This window comes from Cryobacterium inferilacus (assembly GCF_019599185.1).
Classification (GTDB): Bacteria; Actinomycetota; Actinomycetes; order Actinomycetales; family Microbacteriaceae; genus Cryobacterium; species Cryobacterium inferilacus.
In genome coordinates this window covers 262,512-277,532 of record NZ_JAIEUL010000003.1, presented here as the reverse complement: position 1 = coordinate 277,532, position 15,021 = coordinate 262,512, and the positions used below count along the sequence as shown (strand labels likewise).

Here is a 15,021-nt window from a genome sequence, read left to right as displayed (position 1 = left end):
CGGCTGCCTACGATGAGGGCATGCGCGTACTGATCGTCGAAGACGAGCTCTACCTGGCCGAAGCGATCCGCGACGGCCTCCGACTCGAGGCGATCGCCTCGGACATCGCCGGCGACGGAGACACCGCGCTCGAGAACCTGGCGGTGAACGAGTACGACGCCGTCATCCTCGACCGCGACATCCCCGGCACCCACGGCGACGATGTCGCCCGCTGGATCATCGCGGCCGGCCTGCCCTGCCGCATCCTGATGCTGACCGCCGCCGACCTGATCGACGAGAAGGTGCGCGGCTTCGAGATCGGCGCCGACGACTACGTGACCAAACCGTTCGAGCTGCGCGAGCTGGTGATGCGGCTGCGGGCGCTGGGCCGTCGCCCGGGCGAGGGCGCCCCGCCGGTGCAGGAGTTCGCCGGCCTGAAGCTCGACACGTTTCGGCGTGAGGTGTACCGCGACGGGCGCTACGTGGCCCTCACCCGCAAACAGGTCGCCGTGCTCGAGGTGCTGCTCGCGGCCCGCGGCGGCGTGGTGAGCGCCGAAACGCTGCTCGAACGGGCGTGGGACGAGAACGCGGACCCATTCACAAACGCCGTGCGCATCACCATCTCCTCGCTGCGCAAACGCCTCGGCGACCCGTGGCTCATCCACACCGTCGCCGGCGTCGGCTACCGGTTGGCTGTCGCGGACGCCACCGGCCCGGGCCGCTCATGAGCGCCCGCCTCCGGCTCACCCTCAGTTACGCCGGCTTCCTCCTCGTGGCCGGCATCGCGCTCATGGCCCTCGTGTTCTACATCCTCCGGTTCGTGCCAGACGGCAACATCGACACCGGCGGCCCGTTCGTGCCCAGCCGCAGCGACCTGCTGGCCGCGCTCTGGCCGCGCACCTGGCAGGTGCTCCTCGTGCTCGTGCTGATCGGGTTCGGCGGCGGCTGGTTTCTGGCCGACCGGATGCTGCGTCCGCTGCAGGAGATCAACGGCGTCGCCCGCCGCGTCGCCGCGGGGTCGCTCGATCATCGGGTGCATCTCGGCGGCCCACACGACGAGTTCCGCGAGCTGGCCGAGACCTTCGACTCGATGCTCGACCGGCTGCAGGGCTCGTTCGACGAACAACGCCGGTTCGCCGCCAATGCCGCGCACGAGCTGCGCACCCCGTACGCGATCGAACGGTCGATGCTCGATGTTGCCCTGGCCGATCCGACGGGAATCGACGTGGACCGCTTGCTGCACCGGTTGGATGAGACCAACCGGCGCGGCATCGAGGTGGTCGAGGCGCTGCTCGCTCTGGCGACCATCGACGCCGGGCACGCCCTCGAACGCGCCCCGGTCGACGTGGCCGAAACCGCGGCTGACGTCATTCGGGAACTGCGCCCGCTCGCCGATGAGGCCGGGGTCACGATCTCCAGCGTGCTCGGCGAGGGAGACATCGACGCAAGTCCGACCCTGGTGCGCCAGCTGGCGGCCAACCTCATCCTCAACGGTATCCGTCACAACACCGCGTCGGATGGCTGGCTCGAGGTGCGCACCGAGACCCTGCCCGACGGCTGCGTGGCACTCACCGTCAGCAACTCCGGACCTGTCGTCGCCCCCGAGCTGCTGCGCACACTCACGGAGCCGTTCATCCGCGGAGTCGGCCGCGTCGGCAGTCGATCGGCCGGCCAGGGCCAGGCTCCGGTGGGCAGCGGGCTCGGTCTCGCCCTCGTGGCCCGGGTGGCGGGCGTGCACGACGCAGCGCTCGACATCCGGGCTCGCCCGACCGGCGGGCTCGACGTGACCGTGCGGCTCCCCGGCCCTGGCTCGCTCGACCCCGCGCGGTGACCGGGCTCTGACCGGTCTGCCCCGGCCGCGGGGCATATCGCGAACGTATCGATAAGTCGAAACGCTCCGGCAACGGCGCCCCTGCTGGACTGAAGTCTCCATGAAAGAAGGAGACGCATCCGTGTTGAAGAAGAGAACCGCCGCGATACTCGGCCTGGTGGCGCTGGGCGGTCTGGCCATCGGCCTGATCATCGTGACCGCACCATCCCGCGACGAGGCCGCCGCTGCCGGAGCGTTCTTCACCCCCGACACCGTGGTGGGGGTCGAGGACGGCGTGGTCGACGAGGTCGACGGCATCTCGCCCTTCGCCGACGATCTGCCGGCCATCGCCAAGCTCGATCCCGAACTGCGCACGGCCATGCAGGGCGCGGCCCGTGACGCCATCGCCGACGGCGTCGAGTTTGTCGTGACGAGCGGATGGCGCAGCGCCGCCTACCAGGAGGCGCTCTTCAACACGGCCGTGATCGAGTACGGCAGCGCGGAGGTGGCGGGGGAGTTCGTGCTCTCGCCGGAGGAGTCCAGGCACGTCACTGGTGAGGCCGTGGACATCGGGCGCACGGATGCGAACAGCTGGCTCAGCCAACACGGTGCCGACTACGGGCTCTGCCAGACCTACGCCAACGAGATGTGGCACTTCGAGCTCGCGACCGAGCCTGGCGGGGAATGCCCGCCGCAACTGCCCAACGCCCACGGCTGACCCGGGCGTCGTGGACGGCCCAAATGGAGGGATGCCCCCAGATCGGGAATAGTCAGACCTCTGCTGCGTTACATCATATGCCGGCTAACGCATATATGCCATCCGGAATCACCGAAGGAGCCAGCCATGACGGATTGCCTCGTGCGACCGAGTGCCGATATCAGGACCACCACTACCGACCTGAGCCTGCCCGAAGAGCTGCAACTGGCCCTGCCCACCCTCAGCGGTCACCTCCGGTTCGGGGCGATGGACATCGCGGTCGCCGCGATCATCGACCTGGCGTTGCGGGGGCGACTCGTCGCCACGAAGTCCCGCTTCGGGCAGCCGTCTGGTGCCAAGCTCACCCTGGTGGATGCATCCGCCACCGGCAGCGCGCCGCTGGATGCCGCGGTGCAGGCGTTCGTGGCCCGGGGCAAGCCGTGGAAGGTCTACGCCGCCGTGGCCGGTCTGTGCGCCGTGGTGTCGGAGGCGACCACCGCCAGCCTCGTGGCCCGCGGGTCGCTGACCGCCAACGGCACCATGCGGGATCGCGGCAGCCACCTCGAACCTGTGGACCTGGCCCTGCGCGACGAGCTGATGGCCAGTATCGACCAGGCGCCGTCGGCCGCGGATCCGCGCGCCACCGTGCTGTTGGACATCCTGCAGCACTCGGCATTCGGCTTCACGCCCAAGCCCGGCCAGCGACGCCCGCCGGTGCTCGGCGACTACCCCGAGAACGCCGGCATCACCGCTCGCGGAGCCCTGAGCGCGCTGTACGTCGCCACCGGATCCGCGGTCTGACCGCGCCGAATGTCGGTTCTTCCTGGGTCGTTCGACTAGGTTCGAACAATGGCTGCACACCGTAAAACCCTGGTAATTTTCGGCGCCGGCGGAGACCTGAGCACTCGCTTGCTCCTCCCCGGACTCGGCCAGCTTCTCGCGGCCGACCGCGACATCGAGCTGGAGCTGATCGGAGCGAGCAATATCGAGCTCTCGCCGGACGCTTGGCAGGAGATGCTCCGCACCGCATTCGCCAAGGGCGGGGCCGACCCGGATGCCGCCGAATCGGTCATCGCCCGCAGCCGCTACTTCGTTGCCGACGCCACCGACGCCGACGACCTGCGCCGCATCCTCGGCGAATGCGCCACATCGCCCGCCCTGTACTTCGCGCTGCCGCCGGCGGTCACCGAGGCCAGTTGCCGGGCACTGGACACCATCGAGCTGCCCGAGGGCACCTCGCTCGCCCTGGAGAAGCCGTTCGGCACCGATCTGGATGGCGCCGTGGCGCTCAACCGCCTGGTCTCGCGCCTCGTGCCTGAGTCGCGGATCCACCGGGTGGACCACTTCCTCGGCAAGTCCACGGTGCTCAACCTGCTCGGCCTGCGCTTCGCGAACCGGATCTTCGAGCAGAACTGGAATGCGGACAACGTCGAGAAGATCGAGATCAACTACGACGAGAAACTCGGCCTGGAGAGCCGCGCCGGGTACTACGACAAGGCCGGCGCCCTCGTCGACATGATTCAGAGTCACCTGCTGCTGGTGCTTGCCCTGGCCACCATGGAACCGCCGTCGACCCTCGACTCCGACGACCTGCGCGGCGCGATGGCACAGGCGCTGCGCGCCACCCGCCTGTGGCCTGGGGAGCCTCAGCTGGTCGCGCGCCGTGCCCGTTACACGGCCGGCACGATCGACGGACGCGACCTGCCCGCCTACGCGGACGAGAACGGCGTCGACCCTGCGCTGGGCACCGAGACCCTCGCCGAGATCACCCTCGCCGTCGACAACTGGCGCTGGGCCGGGGTTCCGTTCGTGTTGCGCTCTGGCAAGGCCCTCGATGACACCCGCAAGGACATCGTGGTCACCTTCAAGCCGGTGCCGCACCTCCCCATCGGGCTCTCCGGACCGACCGCACCCACCCGGCTGCACATCGCGCTGGACCCCAACGGGATGAAGCTCGACATCAACGTCAACGGAGAGGGCGACCCCTTCACCCTCGAGACGGTGTCGCTCGAAGCCGATCTCGGGGCCGGACAGCTGGATGCCTACGGCGAGGTTCTCGCGGGCATCCTCACCAGCGACCCGTCGATCTCGGTGCGTGCGGATGTGGCCGAGGAGTGCTGGCGGATCCTCACCCCGATCCTCGAGGCCTGGAAGTCTGGCGCCGTGCCGCTGGACGAGTACCCGGCCGGCAGCGCCGGGCCGGCCGGTTGGCGCTAGTCGAGCGCACGATCATGTTGCCGGAGCACTGGATCGAACATCGCCGCGACGATCGCGAACCCGTGGGCTGGATTGTGCCCGAGGGGGAGGGCTTTCGCCCGGTTGACCGCCTGGGCCGGTGGGTCACGGCCGAACCGGTCGACTGGTTGGCGGCCGAGGAGATCCTGGAGGAGCTGGGGATCGGGTTCCTCGCCGACCGGTATCTGCTGCGCCTGCCGGATGGCACCGAGCGGCCGGTGCGCATCAGCGAGGCGAGCCCCGACGGGATCACCGTCGTGGCTGATGAGTACGGCGCCGCCTCCGCGGTCGGAGCCAACAGCGACAGCTATCGGCTGCCGTTCCCCGCGCCGGAGGAGCTTCGCGCGGAGTGATCGCGACACGAAAAACCCCTCCGACCCGAGGGGTGGAGGGGCATTCTGTCTGCGTCTGGAGCGGATGACGGGAATCGAACCCGCGCTATCAGCTTGGGAAGCTGAAGTTCTACCATTGAACTACATCCGCGCATCCAGGCTGCCGAAGCTGCACTGGAAGAGTGCCAGCCTATCAAGACTCCGCTGGTAGACGGGCACCGGCACGGATCCGCGCGGGCGCTGCGCGCCTAACTGCTCTGCTGGATGCGGATCAGGTTGCCGGCCGGGTCACGGACGGCGCAGTCGCGCACGCCCCAGTCCTGGTCCATCGGCTCCTGCACCACCTCCGCGTTCGCGGCCTCGACCCGTGCGAACGTGGCATCGAGGTCGTCGGTCGCGAGGAGCACACCCGAATAGGTGCCCTTCGCCATCATCTCGGCGATGGTGGTGCGCTCCTCGTCGGTCACGCCTGGGTCGGCCGCCGGCGGTTCCAGCACGATGGCTGCGCCGGACTGGCCGGGCGGGCGCACCGTGATCCAGCGCATGGCCTCGTAGCCGACGTCGCCGAGCACCTCGAAACCGAGGACGTCGCGGTAGAAGGCCAGCGAGGCATCCGGGTCGGTGTGGGGCAGGAAACTTGAGTGAATGGTGATGTTCATGGCAGTCACGCTACGCGCGGGGTGGGCCGCAGGGCTTCTCGATTCCTGACCGGTCGGGTGATCTCCCTGGTCACGCATCCGGGCAACCCGACCGGCGCGTTCGGGGAGCGGCGATACACACTGGGCGGGGTGCCCACCAGCTCGGTGAAGCGGCTGCTGAAGGTGCCGAGCGACGAAAACCCGACCGCGAAGCACACCTCGGTGACGCTCAGCTCTGCCCGGCGCAGCAACGTCATTGCCCGCTCGATGCGCCGCGTCATCAGGTATTGGTACGGCGACTCCCCGTAGGCGCGCTTGAACTCGCGGCTGAGGTGCCCGGCCGACAGGTGCACGCCGCGGGCGAGGTTCTCCACATCGAGGGGTGCCGCGAATTCGCGATCCATCCGATCGCGCACCCGCCGCAACAGAGCGAGATCGCTGAGGCGTTGCTCGCGGGTTGAGGTGGTCATCGGCACTCCAAGCTGGAGGGGCAGGTTTCTGGGTGTCCAGAATAGGACGGTCGCGGCGAGGAGCCAACGGATCAGAAATCGAGAAGCGCACCCGCAACGGGCGGCGCTAGCGTAAACCCCACAGAGCCGACACGACCACACGAAAGGACCAATCATGGCAACCTCAACGACAACCGGCACGGCCCGCAACGACGGTGCGAAAGACGGCGGTTTCTCCGCCGAGGAGCGCGCCGCGATGAAGGCCCGTGCCGCCGAACTCAAGGCCGACGCGAAGCGCGGCCGCGCCGAGGACAAGGCGGCCGCCGACAAGGCGACGATGATGGCGAAGATCGCCGAGACCCCGCAGCCTGATCGCGGCATGGCCGAGCGGCTGCACGAGATCATCACGGCCGCCGCGCCTGAGCTGCTGCCCAAGCTCTACTACGGTCAGCCGGGCTGGTCGCGGGCGGGCGGCAAGGTGGTGGTGTTCTTCCGCAGTGGCCAGACCGACAAGGAGCGCTACTCGACCCTCGGTTTCAGCGCCGACGCGAATCTCGACGACGACGGCGGCATGTGGGTGACCGCCTTCGCGCTGCGCGAACTGACCGAGGAGAGCGCGGCGACCATCTCCGCACTGGTCCGAAAGGCCGTCTCCTGATCGCCATATCCACGAGCACCGGATGCCGCTTCCCCGCCCATCGGGGAACATTGCGCCGATAGGCTGGCACCGTGCTTCTCTCGGATCGTGACATCAAGGCCCAGATCGACGCTGAGCGCATTGCGCTTTCGCCCTACGAACCGGAGATGATCCAGCCGTCGAGCATCGACGTGCGGTTGGACCGGTTCTTCCGGTTGTTCGACAACCACAAGTATCCGTTCATCGACCCCGCCGAGGACCAGCCCGAACTCACCCGGCTGATCGAGGCCAAGGACGACGAGCCGTTCATCCTGCACCCGGGCGAATTCGTGCTCGGCGCCACCTTCGAGGCCGTCACCCTGCCAGACGACATCGCCGCCCGACTCGAGGGCAAGAGCTCGCTGGGCCGGCTCGGCCTGCTCACCCACTCCACCGCCGGGTTCATCGACCCGGGCTTCACCGGGCACGTCACCCTCGAGCTCAGCAACGTCGCCACCCTGCCGATCAAGCTCTGGCCGGGCATGAAGATCGGCCAGCTCTGCTTCTTCCAGCTCAGCTCCTCGGCCGAGAACCCCTATGGCTCGGCCGCATACAGCTCCCGCTACCAGGGCCAGCGCGGCCCCACCGCCTCCCGATCGCACCTGAACTTTCACCGCACCAACACCTCCTCCCGCGAATCCTGAGAGCAGCGCCCCGTCGGGCGCTGGTGTTGCCGCTCGACGCGCGGTCGGCGGCAGGTGGAACACCGTGTTCACGCGGACGTTACGTGGGGATACCCCTGGGCGGTAAAATCGGGGCATGACCGACTCAGAGTCCCGCTTTGCCGAGGCGCTGATCGCCGACGGCCCCACCCCCGAATACCCAGGGCGGATGCGCCGGTTCGGCCAGCTCGTTGGCACCTGGGCGGCGCACGGCAGCCGGCTCGACGAGGCCACTGGGGAGTGGACCGAACGCGACTTCACCTGGATCGTGCAGTTCATCCTCGATGGACGTGCGGTTCAAGACGTCGAGGTCGTGGCCAGCAGTACGCATCCGTCTGGCTTCGAGACCGTCGCCACTGCGGTGCGGGTCTACGACCCTTTCGCCGGCGCCTGGCGGGTGAGCTACTTCGCCCCGACGATGGGGGAGTACTGCCACCTCGTGGCCACCCCGTACCGCAACGGGCTCCGCCAGGACGGCACCGGCACCGACGGTCGCCCGGTGCGCTGGAACTTCACCTCGATCACCGAGGAGGGCTACACCTGGGAGGGCTGGGTGAGCGACGACGAGGGCGCCACCTGGCACCTCGTGGAACACAACGAAGCCGTGCGGGTGCACTGACCCCACCCGGCCGTTCGGGAACGGCCGAGGGGCGGTGGCCAGGGGCACCCGGTAGCCTGTGCCTGACACCTGAGCGAATCGAGGAACACCGTGCGACTGGAACCACTCTCCGCAAGCAACATCGTGGCTGCCAACAGCCTGAGCCTGAAGCCCGGCCAGGAGCAGTTCATCGAGCCGGTCTCGTATGCGGTCGCCGCCGAGGCGACCAACCCCACCACGGCCTGGCAACGCGTGGTGGTGGCCGACGACGTGGTGGTGGGTTTCATCCACGGCAACTTCGACCCAGAGGCCGAGCTCGACGAGTTCCGGGCCTGCCTGTGGCGCATCAGCGTTGCCGCCGAGGCTCAGGGCACCGGCGTGGGCGCCTTCGCCGCCAACGCGCTCGCCGAAGAGGCCCGCAGCCGCGGCGTGGGTCGCATCACCGTCATCTGGGAGCCCGGCCCCGAAGGCCCCGAGGCGTTCTTCCACCACATCGGTTTCTCCGACGTGGGGCAGACCCAGTACGGCGAGACCATCGGAGCGCTCACGCTCTGACCCGAACACGTGCGAAGGGCCCGTTCAGTTGAACGGGCCCTTCGCTGTGTCCGCGCCGGTCAGGCGTCGACGACGACCGACGTGATCACGGGCATGCGGCGGTACTTGCGCTGCATCCACCTGGACACGCTGGCGGTGAAGATCTCTTCGGCCGCGCGGCCGTCGACTCTGGACGACTTGTTGGCCACGGCCATGGCGTCGTTGATGGCCTTGGTGGCGCCGGCGACCCACTCGGAGTCGTGCACGAAGCCGCGGGAGATGAACTCGACGGGCTCGGCCAGTTTGCCGGTATCGGTGTCGAGGATGCCCAGGATGGTCACGGCGCCGTCGTTGGAGAGCTGCAGCCGGTCGGCGAGGGCCTTGTCGGCTCCCTCGCCGCCGACGGTCATGCCGTCGACGAAGACCAGCTCGGCCGCGACTCGGCCGGTGACCTTGGCGACACCGTCGACGAGGTCGACGACGATGCCGTCTTCGACGATGAGCACCTGGTCCGCGGGCACACCGGTGCGGATGGCGAGGTCGGCGTTGGCCTTGAGGTGGCGCCATTCGCCGTGCACGGGCAGCACGTTCTTGGGCTCGATCAGGTTGTAGCAGTAGACGAGCTCGCCGGCGCTGGCGTGACCGGAGACGTGCACCTTGGCGTTGCCCTTGTGCACGACATTGGCGCCCCAGCGGGTGAGGCCGTTGATCACCCGGTAGATCGAGTTCTCGTTGCCGGGGATCAGCGAGCTGGCCAGCAGCACGGTATCGCCCTCGCCGATCTGGATGGTGTGTTCGCGGTTGGCCATGCGGGCCAGCGCGGCCATCGGCTCGCCCTGAGAGCCGGTGCAGATGAGCACGGCCTGGTTGTCCTTCATCCGTTCGAGCGCCTTGGCGTCGACGAGCACCCCCTTGGGGATGTTCAGGAAGCCGAGCTTCTCGGCGATGCCCATATTGCGCACCATCGAGCGGCCGACGAAGGCCACCTTGCGCTTGTTCAGCACGGCGGCGTCGATGACCTGCTGGATGCGGTGCACGTGGCTGGCGAAGCTGGAGACGATGATGCGGCGCGGGGCGGTGCGGAACACCGCATCGATGGCGGGGCGGATGTCTTCTTCCGTCATGGTGAAGCCGGGGACCTCGGCGTTGGTGGAGTCGACCAGGAACAGGTCGACGCCCTCGTCACCGAGCCGGGCGAAGCCGGGCAGGTCGGTGAGGCGCTTGTCGAGGGGGAACTGGTCCATCTTGAAGTCACCGGTGTGCAGCACCAGGCCGGCCTCGGTGCGGATCGCGATGGCGAGTCCGTCGGGGATGGAGTGGTTCACGGCGAGGAACTCGAGGTCGAACGGGCCCATCGTGCGGCGCTGGCCTTCTTCGACCTCGATGAGCTTGGGCACGATGCGATGTTCTTCGAGCTTGGCGCTGAGGAACGCCAGGGTGAGCTCTGAGCCGATGACGGGAATGTCTTTGCGCTCGCGGAGCAGGTAGGGGACGCCGCCGATGTGGTCTTCGTGGCCGTGCGTGAGCACGATGGCCTCGATGTCGTTGAGGCGACCGCGAATGGAGGAGAAGTCGGGCAGGATCACGTTGATGCCGGGCTGGTTCTCCTCGGGGAAGAGCACGCCGCAGTCCACGATGAGCAGCTTGCCCTTGTGCTCGAAGACCGTCATGTTGCGGCCGATTTCGCCCAGGCCGCCCAGCGGGGTGACGCGCAGACCGCGTTTGGGCAGCGACGGCGGGGTGGACAGGTCAAGTTCGTGCTTCAAGAAAGACTCGTTTCTAGTGGGGAGGTGGTGGGGGTGACGCAAAGTGTGTGGGCGACCTGCTGCCGCTGGGCAGGCTGAGGAATGCGCAGAATGTTGAGCTGTTCCTACTGGTCGTTTCGTCCCTCATGTCAGGGTACTGTCACCGGCCCGCCCTGGGCGGCTGCGATGCCCGCCCGACCGGTCGTCGCGGTGCCGGGCGCAGCTCTCAGTGCGGACACGCCGACGCGGTTCGGGTGCACAGATGTGCACCAGAACCGTGGGCAGTTTTGTGTGGCGTGATTCCGGCCATCCGTGCCGCTTGGCCACTACATGTAGCGGCGCTAGGGACCAAAGGCACCCAAATATAGGGATTGTGCGGGTTCGGCGTCCCTATGCTGAAGGCGTGAAATCCCCCATCAGCGCCCCGGCCCAGACCACCGCCACCCGCGACGACGCCGTCGACCAGACGACGCCGCTGCAGGCCCCCGAGGTCGGCCCCATCCAGGTGGTCAAACGCGACGGCCGCCGGGTGCCCTTCGACGATACGAAGGTGTATGAGGCGCTGGTCAAGGCTGCCGTGGAGATTCACACCGAGATGACGCCGCTGGTGCACCGCGCGATCGTGGACATCGTCGTCGCGGTCAACCGGGAGATCGCCGGCCGCTTCGCCACCGATATCAAGATCTACGAGGTGCAGAACATCGTGGAGCACGCGCTGCTCGAGAGCCACGAGTACGGCCTGGCCGAGAAGTACATCGGCTACCGTGCCCAGCGTGACTTCGCTCGCAGCAAGTCCACCGACATCAACCACTCGATCATCAACCTGCTCAGTAAAGACTCGAGCGTGGTGAACGAGAACGCCAACAAAGACAGCGACGTCTTCAATACCCAACGAGACCTCACCGCCGGGGCCGTGGGCAAGGCCATCGGCCACAAGATGCTGCCCCCGCACGTGTCCAACGCGCACCAGAAGGGCGACATCCACTTTCACGACCTGGACTACAGCCCGTACGCGCCGATGACCAACTGCTGCCTGATCGACTTCGCCGGCATGCTCAGCCGGGGTTTTCGCATCGGCAACGCCGACGTGGAGCCGCCCCGCTCCATCCAGACCGCCACCGCGCAGATCTCGCAGATCATCGCGAATGTGGCGTCCAGCCAGTACGGCGGATGCTCCGCCAACCGCACGGACGAGCTCCTGGCCCCCTACGCCAGGGCCAACTTCGCCAAGCACCTCGCCGACGCCAAACGGTGGATCGGTGACGAGAGCCAGCACCGCGCGTACGCGGAGGAGAAGACCCGCAAGGACATCTACGATGCGATGCAGAGTCTCGAATACGAGATCAACACACTGTTCACCTCCAACGGGCAGACCCCGTTCGTGTCGCTCGGCTTCGGCCTGGGCACCGACTGGTTCGAACGGGAGATTCAGCGGGCGATCCTGCAGATCCGCATCGACGGCCTCGGCAGCGAGAAGCGCACCGCGATCTTCCCCAAGCTGATCTTCACGCTCAAGCGCGACCTCAACCTGGTCGAGGGCGACCCGAACTACGACATCAAGCAGCTCGCGCTGGAGTGCTCCACCAAGCGGATGTACCCGGACGTGCTCAGCTACGACAAGCTCATCGAGATCACCGGCAGCTTCAAGGTGCCGATGGGGTGCCGCTCCTTCCTGCAGGGCTGGACCGACGCCGACGGCAATGACGTCTCCGAGGGCCGGATGAACCTCGGTGTGGTGACGGTGAACCTGCCGCGCATCGCACTGGAGGCCGCCGGCGACCAGGCCAAGTTCTGGAGCATCCTCGAGGAGCGCCTGCAGATCACCCGCGACGCCCTGGTCTACCGCATCGAACGGTGCAAACAGGCGACCCCCGCGAACGCGCCGATCCTCTATGTCTACGGCGCGTTCGGCCAGCAGCTGGCCCGCACCGACTCGGTCGACACCCTCTTCAAGGACGGCCGCTCCACGGTGTCGCTGGGCTACATCGGCCTCTACGAGGTGGCCGCGGCGTTCTTCGGCGGTGCCTGGGAGGGCGACGCCGACGCGAAGGCGTTCACCCTCGACATCCTCAGGGCCCTCGACGCGCACACCAAGGCGTGGAGCGCCGAGTACGGCTACCAGTTCAGCGTCTACTCCACCCCGAGCGAGAGCCTGACCGACCGGTTCTCCAAGTTGGACAAGGTGAAGTTCGGCTCGGTGGAGGACATCACCGACAAGGATTACTACACGAACAGCTTCCACTACGACGTGCGCAAGAACCCCACCCCGTTCGAGAAGCTCGACTTCGAGAAGGACTACCCGGTGTTCTCCTCCGGCGGCTTCATTCACTACTGCGAGTACCCGGTGCTGCAGCAGAACCCCAAGGCGCTCGAGGCGGTCTGGGACTACGCCTACGACCGGGTGGGCTACCTGGGCACCAACACCCCGATCGACCGTTGCTACAAATGCGACTTCGCCGGCGACTTCACCCCCACCGACCGGGGTTTCGCCTGCCCCGACTGCGGCAACGACGACCCGGCCAGCTGCGACGTGGTCAAGCGCACCTGCGGCTACCTCGGCAACCCGCAGGCCCGCCCGATGGTGCACGGCCGCCACCAGGAGATCGTCTCCAGGGTGAAGCACATGGCCGGTGCCACCGGCAGCAGCGGCTCGCTCTGACATGCGCCATCCGGACCCAGGCGAATGGCTCTCCGACAAGCTCAGCCAGGGCTTCGTGGGCGACTACAAGCCGTTCATGTTCGTCGACGGTGAGGGCGTGCGCTGCAGCCTCTACGTGAGCGGATGCCTGTTCGCCTGCGAGGGCTGCTTCAACCGGGCCACCTGGAACTTTCGGTACGGTACCCCGTACACGGCCGAGCTCGAAGACCGGATCCTCGCCGACCTGGCCCAACCGTACGTGCAGGGGCTCACCCTGCTCGGCGGCGAACCGTTCGTGAACACCGGGGTCTGTCTGTCGCTGGTGCGCCGGGTGCGCGCGGAACTCGGCGCGACGAAGGACATCTGGTCGTGGACCGGCTACATCTTCGAGGAGCTGCTGCAGGACAGCCCAGACAAGCTCGAGCTGCTCGGCCTGATCGACGTGCTCGTCGACGGCCCGTTCGACGAGACGCTGAAAGACCTGCGGCTGCAGTTTCGGGGCAGCAGCAACCAGCGCATCATCGACGTGCCGAAGTCCCTGGCCGCCGGGCGGACCGTGCTCTGGGCGGCCAGGGTCGACGCCACCCGCGGCTACGAGCAGCTCGAGAAGCAGGCCCTGATTTAGCGGCTCGCGCCGCGCGCGAAGGTAGCCGTGGGCGGCAGCGCAACCCAATCGAAAGTGCGACGAAAAGTCTGGGCTGATCGGGCACCGGCCGGTAGGTTTCAGGGAGATCCCCCCCGTACCGAAGGACGCCGCCGTGCCTGAACTCACCCACCGCCTTGCCGATGCCCGCGTCAGGCTGGTCGATTCGTTGGGGCGGCCACTTGCCGATGCGGAGGTGTTCGTGGAGCAGACCCGGCACGCGTTCGGGTTCGGCAACATCGGCTTCGACTTCATCGACTGGCTCGGCGGGCCTGCGGCATCGGGCGCGGTGCCTGGGTCGCCTGACGCACCGCCGGACCCGGCCGCGCTCGCCGAAGACTGGCTCGGCCTGTTCAACACCATGACCCTGCCCTTCTACTGGCGCGGCTTCGAGCCGGAGCGCGGCCACCCCGACACGACGCGGTTGCGCCGCACCGCCGAGTGGTTCACCGACCGAGGTGTGACCGTGAAGGGCCACCCCCTGCTCTGGCACACCCTGGCGCCGGAATGGCTGCTCGACCTCGACGACGCGGAGGTTGAAGCGGCCATTCGCCAGCGCATCCGCCGAGACGTCACCGACTTCGCCGGTGTTGTGGACCTGTGGGACGCGATCAACGAGGTCGTGATCCTGCCGGTCTTCACCGCGGAGGACAACGCCGTGACCCGGCTCGCCCAGCGCCGGGGCCAGGTGGGCATGGTACGGCTGGCCTTCGAGGAGGCGCGGGCCGCGAACCCGACCGCCCGGCTGGTTCTCAACGATTTCGACCTCTCCGCCGATTACGAGAGGTTGATCGAGGACTGCCTGACGGCGGGCATCCGCATCGACGCCATCGGCCTGCAGACCCACATGCATCAGGGTTATCGGGGCGAGGAGCAGGTGTGGGGGATCCTCGAGAGGTTCGCCCGGTTCGGGCTGCCGCTACAGCTGACCGAAACGACGCTGCTGTCGGGCGAGCTGATGCCCCCGGAGATCGTTGACCTCAACGACTTCCAGCCGGAGTCGTGGCCGTCGACGCCAGAGGGGGAGGCCCGCCAGGCCGACGAGATCGTGCGGCACTACCGCACGGTGGTGTCCCACCCCGCGGTCGAGTCGCTGACCTATTGGGGCATCACCGATCACGGGGCCTGGCTCGGGGCGCCGTCGGGGCTGATCCGCCGGGACGGCAGCAAGAAGCCCGCCTACGACGCGCTGCAGGCGCTGGTGCGCGGTGAGTGGTGGCACCCCGAGACGCGCATGACCACGGACGCCGATGGCGTCGTGCCGGTGCGCGGCTTCGCCGGGCAGTACCGAATCAGCACCCTGGCCGGGGTTGCCGAGGTGGAACTGGTTGCCGGGGCCGGTTCGGCGACCGTCGAAATCAGCCGGTGACCGAGGCACGCTGGCG

At 67.8% G+C, this 15,021-nt stretch carries 16 protein-coding genes and 1 tRNA gene; 13 read left to right on the top strand and 4 right to left on the bottom strand.

Going from position 1 to position 15,021, the window contains the following annotated elements:
- Positions 1-20 precede the first annotated feature (20 nt).
- The 6 genes from K2F54_RS04755 (at position 21) to K2F54_RS04730 (ending at position 5,074) form a co-directional block, all read left to right on the top strand.
- Complete coding sequence (locus tag K2F54_RS04755; protein ID WP_220604701.1) at positions 21-707, top strand: response regulator transcription factor; 687 nt, start codon at positions 21-23, stop codon at positions 705-707.
- On the top strand, positions 704-1,810 hold the full coding sequence (locus tag K2F54_RS04750; RefSeq protein WP_220604700.1) for a sensor histidine kinase: 1,107 nt from the start codon (positions 704-706) through the stop codon (positions 1,808-1,810). Before K2F54_RS04755 ends, K2F54_RS04750 begins: the two co-directional genes overlap by 4 nt.
- A 121-nt stretch (positions 1,811-1,931) precedes the next feature.
- Positions 1,932-2,507: a M15 family metallopeptidase gene (locus K2F54_RS04745; protein ID WP_220604699.1), complete on the top strand. Its 576-nt coding sequence runs from the start codon at positions 1,932-1,934 to the stop codon at positions 2,505-2,507.
- A gap of 126 nt (positions 2,508-2,633) precedes the next feature.
- Positions 2,634-3,287, top strand: a complete 654-nt coding sequence (locus K2F54_RS04740) for a GPP34 family phosphoprotein (protein WP_220604698.1) — start codon at positions 2,634-2,636, stop codon at positions 3,285-3,287.
- A gap of 48 nt (positions 3,288-3,335) precedes the next feature.
- Positions 3,336-4,703 (top strand): glucose-6-phosphate dehydrogenase, encoded by a 1,368-nt coding sequence (locus tag K2F54_RS04735; RefSeq protein ID WP_220604697.1) that lies wholly within the window; start codon positions 3,336-3,338, stop codon positions 4,701-4,703.
- Positions 4,704-4,717: 14 nt separating this feature from the next.
- On the top strand, positions 4,718-5,074 hold the full coding sequence (locus tag K2F54_RS04730; RefSeq protein WP_220604696.1) for a hypothetical protein: 357 nt from the start codon (positions 4,718-4,720) through the stop codon (positions 5,072-5,074).
- A gap of 56 nt (positions 5,075-5,130) precedes the next feature.
- Here the strand turns inward: K2F54_RS04730 and K2F54_RS04725 are convergent.
- The 3 genes from K2F54_RS04725 to K2F54_RS04715 all read right to left on the bottom strand — a co-directional run bounded on the left by K2F54_RS04725 (position 5,131) and on the right by K2F54_RS04715 (position 6,161).
- A tRNA-Gly gene (locus tag K2F54_RS04725) sits at positions 5,131-5,204 on the bottom strand.
- A 97-nt stretch (positions 5,205-5,301) separates the two neighbouring features.
- Positions 5,302-5,712 carry a VOC family protein gene (locus tag K2F54_RS04720; RefSeq protein ID WP_220604695.1) on the bottom strand — a complete coding sequence of 137 codons (411 nt, stop codon included), beginning with the start codon at positions 5,710-5,712 and terminating at the stop codon, positions 5,302-5,304.
- A gap of 5 nt (positions 5,713-5,717) precedes the next feature.
- Entirely contained in the window at positions 5,718-6,161 is a 444-nt protein-coding gene (locus tag K2F54_RS04715; RefSeq protein WP_220604694.1) for a helix-turn-helix transcriptional regulator, read from the bottom strand.
- A gap of 154 nt (positions 6,162-6,315) precedes the next feature.
- Here K2F54_RS04715 and K2F54_RS04710 point away from each other — a divergent pair, with 154 nt between their 5' ends.
- The 4 genes from K2F54_RS04710 to K2F54_RS04695 all read left to right on the top strand — a co-directional run bounded on the left by K2F54_RS04710 (position 6,316) and on the right by K2F54_RS04695 (position 8,631).
- A complete protein-coding gene (locus K2F54_RS04710) occupies positions 6,316-6,798 on the top strand; it encodes a DUF1801 domain-containing protein (protein ID WP_220604693.1) in 483 nt (160 codons plus the stop codon).
- A 71-nt stretch (positions 6,799-6,869) separates the two neighbouring features.
- The gene (dcd, locus tag K2F54_RS04705; RefSeq protein WP_220604692.1) at positions 6,870-7,460 is read left to right on the top strand and encodes a dCTP deaminase; all 591 of its coding nucleotides are present in this window, start codon (positions 6,870-6,872) and stop codon (positions 7,458-7,460) included.
- Between the two features lie 115 nt (positions 7,461-7,575).
- Entirely contained in the window at positions 7,576-8,097 is a 522-nt protein-coding gene (locus K2F54_RS04700; RefSeq protein WP_220604691.1) for a hypothetical protein, read from the top strand.
- Between the two features lie 123 nt (positions 8,098-8,220).
- On the top strand, positions 8,221-8,631 hold the full coding sequence (locus K2F54_RS04695; protein ID WP_220604690.1) for a GNAT family N-acetyltransferase: 411 nt from the start codon (positions 8,221-8,223) through the stop codon (positions 8,629-8,631).
- 59 nt (positions 8,632-8,690) lie between these two features.
- On the opposite strand, the gene K2F54_RS04690 is transcribed toward K2F54_RS04695, so the two are convergent.
- Positions 8,691-10,376, bottom strand: a complete 1,686-nt coding sequence (locus K2F54_RS04690) for a ribonuclease J (RefSeq protein ID WP_255576681.1) — start codon at positions 10,374-10,376, stop codon at positions 8,691-8,693.
- A 382-nt stretch (positions 10,377-10,758) separates the two neighbouring features.
- Between K2F54_RS04690 and nrdD the strand changes: the two genes are divergently transcribed.
- The 3 genes from nrdD to K2F54_RS04675 all read left to right on the top strand — a co-directional run bounded on the left by nrdD (position 10,759) and on the right by K2F54_RS04675 (position 15,005).
- Positions 10,759-13,014, top strand: a complete 2,256-nt coding sequence (gene nrdD / locus K2F54_RS04685; protein ID WP_308287515.1) for an anaerobic ribonucleoside-triphosphate reductase — start codon at positions 10,759-10,761, stop codon at positions 13,012-13,014.
- 1 nt (position 13,015) lies between these two features.
- Positions 13,016-13,618, top strand: coding sequence for an anaerobic ribonucleoside-triphosphate reductase activating protein (gene nrdG, locus K2F54_RS04680; protein ID WP_220604688.1), 603 nt, complete (start codon positions 13,016-13,018; stop codon positions 13,616-13,618).
- A gap of 133 nt (positions 13,619-13,751) precedes the next feature.
- Positions 13,752-15,005, top strand: a complete 1,254-nt coding sequence (locus K2F54_RS04675) for an endo-1,4-beta-xylanase (protein WP_308287514.1) — start codon at positions 13,752-13,754, stop codon at positions 15,003-15,005.
- The last annotated feature ends 16 nt before the right edge of the window (positions 15,006-15,021 follow it).

What these genes read in the sequence shown, in the direction of transcription:
- K2F54_RS04755 (WP_220604701.1), top strand. Translation starts at nt 21, where the DNA reads ATGCGCGTACTGATCGTCGAAGACGAGCTCTACCTGGCCGAAGCGATC.
- K2F54_RS04750 (WP_220604700.1), top strand. Translation starts at nt 704, where the DNA reads ATGAGCGCCCGCCTCCGGCTCACCCTCAGTTACGCCGGCTTCCTCCTC.
- K2F54_RS04740 (WP_220604698.1), top strand. Translation starts at nt 2,634, where the DNA reads ATGACGGATTGCCTCGTGCGACCGAGTGCCGATATCAGGACCACCACT.
- K2F54_RS04735 (WP_220604697.1), top strand. Translation starts at nt 3,336, where the DNA reads ATGGCTGCACACCGTAAAACCCTGGTAATTTTCGGCGCCGGCGGAGAC.
- K2F54_RS04730 (WP_220604696.1), top strand. Translation starts at nt 4,718, where the DNA reads ATGTTGCCGGAGCACTGGATCGAACATCGCCGCGACGATCGCGAACCC.
- K2F54_RS04720 (WP_220604695.1), bottom strand. Translation starts at nt 5,712, where the DNA reads ATGAACATCACCATTCACTCAAGTTTCCTGCCCCACACCGACCCGGAT.
- K2F54_RS04715 (WP_220604694.1), bottom strand. Translation starts at nt 6,161, where the DNA reads ATGACCACCTCAACCCGCGAGCAACGCCTCAGCGATCTCGCTCTGTTG.
- K2F54_RS04710 (WP_220604693.1), top strand. Translation starts at nt 6,316, where the DNA reads ATGGCAACCTCAACGACAACCGGCACGGCCCGCAACGACGGTGCGAAA.
- K2F54_RS04700 (WP_220604691.1), top strand. Translation starts at nt 7,576, where the DNA reads ATGACCGACTCAGAGTCCCGCTTTGCCGAGGCGCTGATCGCCGACGGC.
- nrdG (WP_220604688.1), top strand. Translation starts at nt 13,016, where the DNA reads ATGCGCCATCCGGACCCAGGCGAATGGCTCTCCGACAAGCTCAGCCAG.